Here is an 11,350-nt window from a genome sequence, read left to right as displayed (position 1 = left end):
TTCTTAATTGAATATGATTTATATTGAATTGTTAGTAGTGCTTCTTGCTATTTTTATAGGAGCTAGAGTAGGAGGTATAGGGCTTGGTATCTTTGGTATGATAGGTTTGGGTATTTTGGTTTTTGGCTTTGGGCTCAAACCAGGTAATCCACCTATTGATGTAATGCTCATCATTGTAGCTGTAATTACAGCTGCTGCTACTTTGCAAGCCTCAGGAGGCTTGGATTATTTAGTGAAAGTAGCCGAGAAAATCCTGCGTAAAAACCCTTCAATGATTACTTTCTTAGCACCTGTAGTGTGCTACTTCTTCACTTTGTTTTCAGGTACAGGACACATTGCCTATTCTCTATTGCCTATTATTTCTGAAATAGCTACCGATAGCAAAGTGCGACCTGAGCGTCCACTTTCTATCTCAGTAATTGCTTCGCAACAAGCCATTACTGCCAGCCCTATTTCGGCAGCAACAGCTGCTTTGCTTTCTGCTGAACTATTAGGAAGTAAAGGTATTACACTTGGTAATATATTAATGGTGTGTATCCCTGCAACCCTTATTGGGGTAATTGTGGGAGCGATAGCTGTGAGATTTATGGGCGTACCTCTCGAAAAAGACCCTGAATATTTACGTCGTTTAAAAGAAGGTTTGCTAGAAAAAGAAAATCACTCTGCTGGGCAAGAAAATGAGAAAGATCAACAAAGAGCAAAAACCTCAGTGATTATTTTCCTTATGGGAGTACTTTCTATTGTGCTTTTTGGTTCTATTGATACATTGCGTCCCGCTTTTGAGGTAAATGGCGAAATGCAAAGAATAGGGATGACCCAACTTATTGAAATTATAATGATGTCTATAGCTGGCTTGATGATTATCTTTGCTCGAGTAGACATCAATAAAGCAGTAAAAGGTTCAGTATTTATTGCAGGTATGCAAGCAGTGATAGCTATTTTTGGGATAGCTTGGATGGGAGATACTTTCTTTAATGGTAATATTGAGTTCTTTAAAATGCACATCGAACAAATCGTTACCCAATATCCTTTCCTCTTTGCAGTAGCACTTTTTGTAATGTCTGTTCTTTTGTTTAGTCAAGCAGCAACAGTGCGTACGCTCTATCCTTTGGGGATTGCTTTAGGTATTCACCCAATGGCACTCATCGCGATGTTCCCTGCGGTAAACGGATATTTCTTTATTCCTAACTATCCAACGGTAGTTGCTGCTATCAATTTCGATAGAACGGGCACTACACGCATAGGTAAATACGTACTAAACCACTCTTTCCAAATACCTGGTTTCGTAGCGACTATTGTTGCTATCGCAGTAGGGTATTTTATCATAATGTTTATGTAGCACTCTCTAACTAATTCCTAACATCTAATCCCTGAAAAATAAAAACCTAATATATATGATAACATTGATGAAAAAATTAGCCCTTTCATTGTTGTTGATGATGTCTGTGGCTGTCTTTGCGCAACAAAAGCCAAAGATTCGTATTTTAGCTACTGGTGGTACTATCGCTGGGGTAAGTAAATCAAATACTGAAACCAACTATAAGGCTGGTGAACTCGGTATTTATCAACTCTTGGAAGCAGTGCCCGAAGTGAAAAATGTAGCCAATATAAGTGGTGAACAAATCGTGAAGATAGGTTCTCAAGATATGAATGATGAGGTATGGCTTACCCTTGCCAAACGCATCAATCAATTGCTCAACAAAGAAGGATACGACGGAGTGGTAATCACTCACGGTACTGATACAATGGAGGAAACTGCCTATTTCCTCAATCTTACTGTTCATAGTAAAAAACCAGTAGTAATGGTAGGAGCTATGCGCCCCGCTACTGGTATGAGTGCCGATGGACCTCTAAACCTCTATAACGCAGTAGTAACAGCTGCCGATAAAAACGCTATGGGGCGTGGGGTAATGGTGTGTATGAACGACATCGTACTCGATGCTAAAGATGTGATTAAAACCAATACTACTGCTGTCGAAACTTTCCAAGGTGCTAACTATGGCAAATTGGCATACATTCACAATGGCAAAGTATTCTTTAACCGCACTCCTGAAAACAAACACACTTATCAATCCGTTTTCAATGTAGATAACCTTAAAGAATTACCTAAAGTAGGTATCGTATACAGCTATTCTAATGTGTCTGAATTACCAATGAAAGCCTTTATGGATGCTAAATTTGATGGTATTGTACACGCTGGAGTAGGTAATGGTAATCTCTATCACACTATCTTCGATTTGGCAGTAAAAGCAAGAGAGCAAGGCATTCAGTTTGTGCGCTCTTCACGTGTACCTACAGGAGCAACAACCCTCGATGCCGAAGTAGATGATGCTAAATATCAATTTGTAGCTTCACAAACACTCAACCCACAAAAAGCTCGTGTTCTATTGATGTTAGCTCTCACTAAAACCAAAGATTGGAAACAAATCCAAAAATATTTCAATGAATACTAAAACAAGTAAGAGATAATAAGTAACAAGTAAAAAATGTCTCTTATCTCTTATCTCTTACCTTTTACCTTATTATGAAAAGAATATTATTAGCAATCAGCTTTCTTATAGGAGGTGTTGCTTCAGCACAACAAGATTTGCAAGAACAAATCAATCAATTGAGGGCAGAAATCAACCAGCTAAAAGCTAATCCTGCGCCTCTGCCTGAAAATGAAGGAGAACAGCCTATTCATAAGAAATTTAATATGTACTTCAACTTCCAAGGAAGTTTTGATGTAGAAAAAGCAAAAGACAAAGATATGACGGCTAAGTTCTATGCACGCCAATTGCGATTGGAGGTTCGAGGTGATATTACCGACCGTATTTTCTATCGTTTCCGCCATCGTTTGAATAAATCAAATGTAGCGACTTCTTTGGATAATCTCGCCAAAGCTACCGATATGCTTTACGCAGGCTTCCGTTTAGACGATAAATGGACACTTACTGCAGGTAAGATGTGTCAAGCGTGGGGTGGTTTTGAGTTCGATTTAAACCCAATGAACATCTATGAATATTCTGATTTTATTGACAATATGGATAACTTTATGTTAGGAGCAATGATTACTTATGCTCCTAACGAAAATCACGAGTTTAACTTCCAAATTACTGATGTACGCAATGATAAATTTGCGGATATTTATGGAACAGCTACGAATACTATCAGTGCAAGTAAAGCTCCTCTTACCTACATCTTTAATTGGAATGGTAATCTATTTGATAATCTTATCCAAACTCGTTGGGGAGGAGGTTTGCAAAGTGAAGCCGATGGCTATAACGACTGGCTATTGATGTTGGGTACCAAACTCAATTTGTCTAAGTTCCAAGTCTTCTTTGATTATATGATGGCTAACGAAGCATTAGATAGGTTGAATTATACCCCTTTAAGTGCTAATGGAAAAACAGCAACCCCAGTAAAAGATGCCAAGTACAATAGCTTTGTACTAAAAGCTGAGTATCAACCTGTACCTCATTGGAATATCTTTGCTCAAGGTATGTATGAAACTGCTAAAAGTGATTTACCCAATAATGAACTTAAAAGTATAGGCTACTATGCAGGAGTTGAATATTTGCCTTTTGAAAAACAAGACTTGCGTTTCTTCTTGGCTTATATAGGAAGAAGTCGTGAAGTGAATAGTGTTACTAATAATACCAATCGCGTGAGCCTCGGGTTGATGTATCGCATCAAAGCGTTCTAATAATTAGCTAATAAACAAATAAATCAATACAAAAAGCTGCTCAAAAAAATAACTTTTCTTGAGCAGCTTTCGTTAATCGTTAATTATTAATTGAACTCAAACCAATCACCACGTACTTTTAGTACTTGTTCAATCACATCGCGTACAGCCCCTTGTCCGCCATCGCGGTGAGATATGTAGTGAGCAACTGCTTTTACCTCTGGTACAGCATCTTGAGGACAAGTAGCTAAACCTGAGTGTTTCATAGGAGGAATATCAGGGATATCATCTCCCATATAGAGAATTTGCTCTGTTTTAAGTCCTTTGCTCTTTTGGTACTCTAAAAAAGTTTCGAGTTTCTCGTGACGGAGCATATAAATATCGGTTACACCAAGGTTTTCAAAGCGTTTTTGTACCCCTACATTGCCCCCACCTGTAATAATGCAGATAGTATATCCTTTAGCAACAGCTGTTTTGAGGGCAAAGCCGTCTTTCATATTCATACTGCGCAAAAGGTCGCCATCATTGTTTACAAATACTTGGGTATTGGTAAAAACCCCATCTACATCAAAGATAAATGTAGTAATGTCTTTTAATTTTTCTTTATAATTCTTTTCTTCCATAAGTGTTTATTATTGAATTTGTAATAATCTCATATATTTCTTTATAGTTATTGTTATCTAACATTGCCAAGTGGTTTGCAATAGTTAGAGAATCGTTGCGTCGTGCAGGTCCTGTTTGAGCATCGTAAGCCGAGGTATTTTGCAATTTTGTAAAAGTTTCAGTGAGTAATGGTTGTAGAATTTCAAAAGGAACTTCATTTTCCTTACATATCTGTTCACTTATATATACTAAATGATTACTAAAATTGTTCATAAATACTGCCGCGAGGTGTAGTACCCTGCGTTGGTAACTATTCAATGCGTATGTTTTTGTGGAAAGCAAAGATGCCAAACGTTGTAGTAGGTAGAAATCATTAGTATTTTCAGCTTCCAAGCAAAAAGGTACTTTCTCGAAATCTACAATTGTTTGTTTGTTCATCGTTTGTAAGGGGTAGAACACACCTCGCCTATTTTTAGAGTCAATAGCTTCAATAGAAGTGTTACCCGATGTGTGTACCACCAATTGATTTTCAAAAGGCAATTTTTTGGATATTCCGGCTATAGCCTCATCTTTCACAGCGATAATACACACATCAGCAGGGCGTAAAGTGCTGAGGTGATGTGTTTTTTCTATTTCAAAAGCATCAAACTCAGGGCTTAACTCACTGCGGTTGTAGAGTTGCTGCAATTGCACCTCAGGATGATTGTGAAACGCCTGTGTGAGTTGGTAAGCCATATTGCCAGCACCTATGATATTGATGTGTATTGCCATACAAGTTATTTTTCAAAGGGCAAAGGTAGGGATAATTTTCTAATTTTCAAATCTTAGCCCTGAGCACTCATCTCTTTGTTTGAATAACATCTTTTTTTCTTAAAAAATGCGGAGATTCATTTATTTTGTATATATTTGCAAAAAAATATGTAGATAACACATTATTTTATAGTGTAGAAATGAATTTTTTCGCTAAGATATTTAAACGTAATAACATAGAACCACCCCAGCAACTTACGGAAGATGAGCAATTTGCAATGAATTTTACCAAAAATGGTGGTAAGTTTATCTATTGTACTTCAGATCTTGAGGTGCAAGAGGTCTTTCGCAATATATTAAAGGAGTTAGGCGTTTATGTGAAAATGAGTAGCAATGCATCGCCTATAATCAATGAAATGTTTGAGGAACACAGCCCAATGTTTACATCCGATATAGAAACTTCTAATGTGTATTTAATAGACTGTGAGTATCTTATAACTTCTCTCGGAGGAATAATGCTCTCCTCTCACCAGCTAAAACACCGAAAAATGGATGAGTTGCCAGAGGTATTTATCATTTTTGCTAAAACAAGTCAGATGGTAAAGGATATTCCAGAGGGAATGAAAGGTATTAAGAAAAAATATATAGGTCATATCCCTACTGGGCTAATCACTTTGCAGAGTTTTACCGATAATCCTGATACCCAAACGATTTCCAATTATGGTACAAGCTCTAAGAAAACCTATCTTATTCTGTTAGAAGATTTACCTATTGATAAACAATAATTTATGAACGAACTATTCAAAAGAACGATTACGGGGTTTATTTATGTTTTCCTATTGCTATCAGCAATTATGCTTAACCCCGATGCTTTCGACTTCTTATTTTTGTCCTTTGGTATTATTTGCTTATTTGAGTTTAAAATGCTCATCAGGCTTAAGGAATTACATATATTTCTACTTTTTTTGTTGGTTTGGTGGTTGTTTATCCATCTAAGAACCTATCCTTTTTCGGTTTACATACTGCTTTTAGCTACTTTGCTTACTAATATATATCTCATAATGATGCTTTTCAATCAGAAAACGCCTATTCGTAAGCAAAGTAACAATACCAAGCTACTCATTAGTTTGCTCTACATAGGTGGAGGTTGTATATTTGTGCCTCTTATCTATAAAAATGAGAACAGTGAAAATGTTTATTATCTATTTCAAAGTTTCTTCAACAATCAGTCGCAAATCACAATGATTGGACTCTTGTCTATTATATGGGCGAGTGATACCTTTGCTTATCTCACAGGCAAAGCCTTTGGCAAACACAAACTCTTCGAACGTATTTCTCCTAAAAAAACTATAGAAGGTTTTCTCGGTGGGCTAGTAGGAGCAATGATTATAGCTACAACTATCTCATATAGCAGTGCTCGCCCTCTATGGCAATGGCTAGTTTTAGCAGTGATTCTAGTGGTTACAGGCACTTTAGGCGACTTAGTAGAGTCTAGCTTTAAACGCGCTGCAAAAGTAAAAGATAGTGGAACAATATTGCCAGGGCATGGTGGCTTGCTCGACCGTTTAGATAGTCTTATTTTTGCCTCACCTTTTGCGTTTTTAACACTGCTAATTTTTGACCTTTTTTAATGATGATTTTCTATAAATATCAAGGAACAGGAAATGACTTTGTGATGATTGATAATCGCGAAGGAGAGTTTCCTAAAGATAAAGATAACGAAAAACTTATAGCTCACTTGTGCGATAGACGTTTTGGCATTGGTGCTGATGGTCTTATTCTACTTGAAAACGATCCTCAGTATGATTTTCGTATGGTGTACTACAATTCTGATGGACGCCAAAGTACAATGTGTGGCAATGGAGGACGCTGCGTAGTAGCATTTGCCAAACAGCTGAAGGTAATAGAACGAGAAACACTCTTTATAGCTATTGACGGAGAGCACCGCGCAACAATTGAAGGTGATAACTATGTACATTTGCAAATGAAAAATGTAACATCGGTACAAGAACACCCAGATTATGTATTCTTAAATACAGGCTCACCTCACCACGTACAATGGGTAGATGATGTAGAAACTGTGGATGTAAAAACTCAAGGAGCTACCATACGCTATGGAACTCTTTACGCTGATAAAGGTGGTAGCAATGTGAATTTTGTGAGCAAAGGAGAGAATGGCTTTAAAGTGCGTACCTATGAACGTGGAGTGGAAGATGAAACCTATTCTTGTGGTACAGGCGTTACTGCTGTAGCAATAGCGTTGCATCACACTCAACAAACAGATGTACAAAAAATTACACTGCACACTCGTGGAGGGGATTTACAAGTGAGTTTTGATAGAGTAGGCGAGGGGTATGAGAATATCTATTTGAGTGGTAGTGCTCAATTTGTGTTTGAAGGAATAATTAAATGATAAAGTTAAGAGCCTTAGAACCTGAGGATATAGATTTTTTATATCACTTGGAAAATGAAGAGAGTTTGTGGGAGGTGAGTGAAACTCAATTGCCTTTTGCTAAACATTTGTTACAGGACTATATACAGCACGCGCATCAAGATATTTATGAAGCTAAACAATATCGTTATGTGATAGCACTCAATGAAGAGCCTTTGGGTTGTGTAGATTTGTATGATTTTAGTCCAAAACACCACAGAGCAGCAGTAGGGATAGCTCTTCTGCCCGCTTATCAAGGTAAGGGGTATGCTAAAAAAGCCTTACAATTACTCATTGCTAATGTCCAAAACTATTTGGATTTACATCAACTTATTGCATACATTCCTACTGATAATATAGTGAGTATAGCTCTTTTTGAAAAAATAGGCTTTACTTGTAGTGGTGTACAAAAAGATTGGCTTTATAGTCAAGGTAAATATAAAGACGTGTTATTATACCAAAATATATTCAAATAACTCATTAAATGATTCGAGATATTATTACTTATTTAGAGACCATAAACCCTATACTTGCTGCCTTATACGCTACCATTTTTACGTGGGGAGTAACAGCTTTAGGGGCTGGAGTAGTGTTCTTTTTCAAGAAAGAAAACAAAACTGTGTTAGATGGTATGTTAGGTTTTACAGGAGGGGTGATGCTGGCAGCCAGCGTGTGGAGTTTGATAATACCCTCTATTAATATGACAGAAGGTGAAGGTTTTATAAAGGTTCTTCCTGCTACAGTAGGGATATTTATGGGGGCACTTTTTCTTTATGTATTAGATAAGTTATTACCACACTTTCACGCTAACTTCAAACAAACAGAAGGTATTAAAACCGATTGGCAAAAAACTACTTTGCTCATTTTAGCTATCACTTTGCACAACATTCCTGAAGGATTGGCGGTAGGAGTACTTTTTGGAGGGGTAGCAGCAGGGATTCCCGAAGCTTCTATTGCCGGAGCAGTAACTCTTGCCATTGGTATTGGTCTACAAAATTTTCCAGAAGGAATTGCTGTAGCGATGCCACTCAGACGTATGGGGGTGGGCAGATGTAAGAGCTTTTTTTATGGGCAGCTTTCGGCTATTGTAGAACCCATAGCAGGAGTATTGGGGGCTTTTGCAGTACTCTTTTTTACCCCAATACTACCTTATGCCCTTGCTTTTGCGGCAGGAGCTATGATTTATGTGGTCATTGAAGAGGTAATACCCGAAGCTCAACAAAATAAGAGCACCGATGTTTCTACCATAGGCTTTTTAATAGGTTTTGTAGTGATGATGGCAATGGACGTGGTATTGGGCTAATAAGATATTTATTTACGAATATTTGCTTGATACTGAAAAAGTATATATTTTTGCCCCAAATAAAAGTAAAGAAATTTTTATTAAACATTAAATAATTTTAATATGCAAAGAGACATTGATATTTTTGAACTGATTGAAGACGAAAGAGAGCGTCAAGAGTTAGGTATTGAGCTAATCGCTTCTGAAAACTTTGTAAGCGACCAAGTAATGGAAGCTGCGGGTTCAGTACTTACAAACAAATACGCTGAAGGCTACCCTGGCAAGCGCTATTATGGTGGTTGTGAAGTGATTGACGAAATAGAGCAAATCGCTATTGATCGTGCTAAAGCTCTCTTTGGTGCTGAATATGCGAACGTACAGCCTCATAGTGGCTCTCAAGCCAATGCCGCTGTATATGCTACTTGCCTCAAACCTGGAGATAAAATTCTCGGCTTCGATCTTTCTCACGGTGGTCACCTTACTCACGGTTCTCCTGTGAACTTTTCAGGTAGATTGTATGAACCTGTATTCTATGGAGTAGAAAAAGAAACAGGACGACTCAATTACGACAATATATTGGAAATAGCCAAACGTGAGCGACCTAAAATGATAGTAGCAGGCGCTTCTGCATATTCTCGTGATATAGACTTTAAGCGATTTAGAGAAATAGCTGATGAAGTAGGTGCTATTCTCTTTGCTGATATTGCACACCCTGCAGGTCTTATTGCTAAAGGATTATTAAATGACCCAATACCACATTGCCACGTTGTAACTACTACTACTCATAAAACATTGCGTGGCCCTCGTGGTGGACTTATCTTGATGGGTAAAGATTTTGAGAACCCTTTTGGTATCAAAACCCCTAAAGGAGAAGTAAGAATGATGAGTTCTTTACTCGATAGTGCCGTATTCCCTGGTAACCAAGGAGGCCCTTTAGAGCACATTATTGCAGCTAAAGCTATAGCTTTTGGCGAAGCTCTTTCTGATGATTTTCTTCATTACGCTATTCAAGTACAGAAGAACGCACGCAAGTTAGCCTCTATTCTTTTAGATAAGGGGTATGATATCATCTCTAAAGGAACTGATAATCACTTGATGCTTATCGATTTGAGAAATAAAGATGTAAGTGGTAAAGAAGCTGAAGAAGCTCTCGGTAAAGCTGATATTACAGTGAATAAGAATATGGTACCTTTTGATACTCGTTCTCCTTTTGTAACCAGTGGTATTAGAGTTGGTGTCTCAGCTATCACTACCCGCGGGCTCAAAGAAGCTGATATGGAACGCATCGCCGATTTTATCGATCGTGCCATTACTCATCGCACTAACGACGAAATGTTAGAAGAAATTGCTGATGAAGTGAACAGATTTATGGAAGATAGACCTCTGTTTGCATACTAAAATAAAGTCATAACGTAAAAAAAATTCAAAAGAGGTGCCTTAAATAAAGAGTGCCTCTTTTGGTTTTTATATTCGTAATTAATTTGTAAGCAATAGGTTACGATGGTTTTTATTTTAAATGATAGAGAAAAATATCAACTGTATAAAAAAAAATTATACAAAATAGCTTTTATTAAAACAAAAAGATGTACTTTTGCCCAGTTATATGTACTCACAATAAGTACTATTTATCTAAAAATCAATAGCAAATATATAAAGACGATTTTATTATGATTAAAAAAGCGTTGTTTTCAGCACTAACAATGTTATTTTGTACCGAGATTTTTGCACAACAAGAATCTCAATACACTCAGTATATGTATAATACTATGCTGTTTAACCCTGCATACACAGGGTCTCGAGAGGTAGGTAGCCTCTTTGGGATGTTCCGTACCCAATGGGTGGGTATCAGTGGTGCACCTACTAATGGAAGCATCAGTTATCATCAGCCTATGGAGAGTTTGCGCAACGTAGGTTTAGGAGGAAGTATCTTCCGTGAAAGTATAGGACCTCAAACCCAAATTGATTTAACAATCGATGTGTCATATACACTAAACTTCGAAAACTCTAAATTAGCATTCGGTATCAATGGTTCAGCGAGCTTGTTTCAAATAGACTACAACAAGTTGGACGTGAAAGATAAAACCGATCAAAGCCTTTCAGGTAGTGAAAGCGTATTTTCACCTAACATTGGGGCTGGCGTTTATTGGTATACTGATAAGTACTACCTCGGTTTTTCAGTGCCTAATATGCTTGAAACGACTCACTACAACAAAAGTTCAGTGTCAGTGCTTAAAAATGCACAACACTTGTATTTGATAGGAGGTTATGTATTCAATTTATCCGAAAATACAAAATTCAAACCAGCAGTACTTTCTAAAGTATCGTTTGGAGCGCCTTTGCAATTAGACTTTTCAGCAAACTTTATGTTCAATGAGAAGTTTGTTTTAGGAGCTGCTTATCGCTGGTCAGCTGCGGTGAGTTTAATGGCAGGATTCCAAATCAACGATCGTTGGTTTGCGGGTTATGGTTACGATTTTGAAACTACCGAGTTGCGCAAATATAATTCAGGCTCACACGAAATCTTCTTGCGTTACGAATTGGTGAAAACCTACAAAAAAATCGTATCACCTCGATTCTTCTAATGTGAGTTAATCACTTCTTAAAGTTTTAAAACCTATTT

General features: G+C 37.4%; 12 protein-coding genes. 10 read left to right on the top strand and 2 right to left on the bottom strand.

Going from position 1 to position 11,350, the window contains the following annotated elements:
• The first annotated feature begins 13 nt into the window (after positions 1 to 13).
• The 3 genes from CGC57_RS02985 to CGC57_RS02975 all read left to right on the top strand — a co-directional run bounded on the left by CGC57_RS02985 (position 14) and on the right by CGC57_RS02975 (position 3,685).
• Complete coding sequence (locus CGC57_RS02985; protein ID WP_040362014.1) at positions 14 to 1,339, top strand: anaerobic C4-dicarboxylate transporter family protein; 1,326 nt, start codon at positions 14 to 16, stop codon at positions 1,337 to 1,339.
• Between the two features lie 55 nt (positions 1,340 to 1,394).
• Positions 1,395 to 2,453: an L-asparaginase 2 gene (gene ansB / locus CGC57_RS02980; RefSeq protein WP_095897900.1), complete on the top strand. Its 1,059-nt coding sequence runs from the start codon at positions 1,395 to 1,397 to the stop codon at positions 2,451 to 2,453.
• Between the two features lie 71 nt (positions 2,454 to 2,524).
• Positions 2,525 to 3,685, top strand: coding sequence for a porin (locus CGC57_RS02975; RefSeq protein ID WP_095897899.1), 1,161 nt, complete (start codon positions 2,525 to 2,527; stop codon positions 3,683 to 3,685).
• A gap of 86 nt (positions 3,686 to 3,771) precedes the next feature.
• On the opposite strand, the gene CGC57_RS02970 is transcribed toward CGC57_RS02975, so the two are convergent.
• Both CGC57_RS02970 and CGC57_RS02965 read right to left on the bottom strand, forming a co-directional pair.
• Positions 3,772 to 4,287, bottom strand: a complete 516-nt coding sequence (locus tag CGC57_RS02970; protein ID WP_002682217.1) for a KdsC family phosphatase — start codon at positions 4,285 to 4,287, stop codon at positions 3,772 to 3,774.
• Entirely contained in the window at positions 4,268 to 5,038 is a 771-nt protein-coding gene (locus CGC57_RS02965; RefSeq protein WP_095897898.1) for a Rossmann-like and DUF2520 domain-containing protein, read from the bottom strand. Before CGC57_RS02965 ends, CGC57_RS02970 begins: the two co-directional genes overlap by 20 nt.
• A 179-nt stretch (positions 5,039 to 5,217) precedes the next feature.
• On the opposite strand from CGC57_RS02965, the gene CGC57_RS02960 reads away from it, so the two are divergent.
• The 7 genes from CGC57_RS02960 (at position 5,218) to CGC57_RS02930 (ending at position 11,312) form a co-directional block, all read left to right on the top strand.
• Complete coding sequence (locus tag CGC57_RS02960) at positions 5,218 to 5,802, top strand: LUD domain-containing protein (RefSeq protein WP_040362017.1); 585 nt, start codon at positions 5,218 to 5,220, stop codon at positions 5,800 to 5,802.
• Positions 5,803 to 5,805: 3 nt separating this feature from the next.
• Complete coding sequence (locus CGC57_RS02955; protein ID WP_095897897.1) at positions 5,806 to 6,648, top strand: phosphatidate cytidylyltransferase; 843 nt, start codon at positions 5,806 to 5,808, stop codon at positions 6,646 to 6,648.
• Positions 6,648 to 7,430: a diaminopimelate epimerase gene (dapF, locus tag CGC57_RS02950; RefSeq protein WP_095897896.1), complete on the top strand. Its 783-nt coding sequence runs from the start codon at positions 6,648 to 6,650 to the stop codon at positions 7,428 to 7,430. The genes CGC57_RS02955 and dapF overlap by 1 nt, the downstream gene beginning before the upstream one ends.
• The gene (locus tag CGC57_RS02945) at positions 7,427 to 7,924 is read left to right on the top strand and encodes a GNAT family N-acetyltransferase (RefSeq protein ID WP_095897895.1); all 498 of its coding nucleotides are present in this window, start codon (positions 7,427 to 7,429) and stop codon (positions 7,922 to 7,924) included. Before dapF ends, CGC57_RS02945 begins: the two co-directional genes overlap by 4 nt.
• 8 nt (positions 7,925 to 7,932) lie before the next feature.
• Complete coding sequence (locus CGC57_RS02940; RefSeq protein ID WP_095897894.1) at positions 7,933 to 8,751, top strand: ZIP family metal transporter; 819 nt, start codon at positions 7,933 to 7,935, stop codon at positions 8,749 to 8,751.
• A gap of 102 nt (positions 8,752 to 8,853) precedes the next feature.
• Entirely contained in the window at positions 8,854 to 10,128 is a 1,275-nt protein-coding gene (gene glyA / locus CGC57_RS02935) for a serine hydroxymethyltransferase (RefSeq protein ID WP_095897893.1), read from the top strand.
• Positions 10,129 to 10,397: 269 nt separating this feature from the next.
• Positions 10,398 to 11,312: a PorP/SprF family type IX secretion system membrane protein gene (locus CGC57_RS02930; protein WP_095897892.1), complete on the top strand. Its 915-nt coding sequence runs from the start codon at positions 10,398 to 10,400 to the stop codon at positions 11,310 to 11,312.
• Positions 11,313 to 11,350: the final 38 nt, after the last annotated feature.

Origin of the sequence: Capnocytophaga sputigena, from assembly GCF_002302495.1 — a bacterium.
GTDB lineage: Bacteria > Bacteroidota > Bacteroidia > Flavobacteriales > Flavobacteriaceae > Capnocytophaga > Capnocytophaga sputigena.
This window is presented reverse-complemented; position numbering and strand designations above follow the sequence as displayed.

Bases quoted from the DNA above. Each gene is read 5' to 3' on its own strand.
- CGC57_RS02985 (WP_040362014.1), top strand. From the start codon at position 14: ATGATTTATATTGAATTGTTAGTAGTGCTTCTTGCTATTTTTATAGGA.
- ansB (WP_095897900.1), top strand. From the start codon at position 1,395: ATGATAACATTGATGAAAAAATTAGCCCTTTCATTGTTGTTGATGATG.
- CGC57_RS02975 (WP_095897899.1), top strand. From the start codon at position 2,525: ATGAAAAGAATATTATTAGCAATCAGCTTTCTTATAGGAGGTGTTGCT.
- CGC57_RS02970 (WP_002682217.1), bottom strand. From the start codon at position 4,287: ATGGAAGAAAAGAATTATAAAGAAAAATTAAAAGACATTACTACATTT.
- CGC57_RS02965 (WP_095897898.1), bottom strand. From the start codon at position 5,038: ATGGCAATACACATCAATATCATAGGTGCTGGCAATATGGCTTACCAA.
- CGC57_RS02960 (WP_040362017.1), top strand. From the start codon at position 5,218: ATGAATTTTTTCGCTAAGATATTTAAACGTAATAACATAGAACCACCC.
- CGC57_RS02955 (WP_095897897.1), top strand. From the start codon at position 5,806: ATGAACGAACTATTCAAAAGAACGATTACGGGGTTTATTTATGTTTTC.
- dapF (WP_095897896.1), top strand. From the start codon at position 6,648: ATGATGATTTTCTATAAATATCAAGGAACAGGAAATGACTTTGTGATG.
- CGC57_RS02945 (WP_095897895.1), top strand. From the start codon at position 7,427: ATGATAAAGTTAAGAGCCTTAGAACCTGAGGATATAGATTTTTTATAT.
- CGC57_RS02940 (WP_095897894.1), top strand. From the start codon at position 7,933: ATGATTCGAGATATTATTACTTATTTAGAGACCATAAACCCTATACTT.
- glyA (WP_095897893.1), top strand. From the start codon at position 8,854: ATGCAAAGAGACATTGATATTTTTGAACTGATTGAAGACGAAAGAGAG.
- CGC57_RS02930 (WP_095897892.1), top strand. From the start codon at position 10,398: ATGATTAAAAAAGCGTTGTTTTCAGCACTAACAATGTTATTTTGTACC.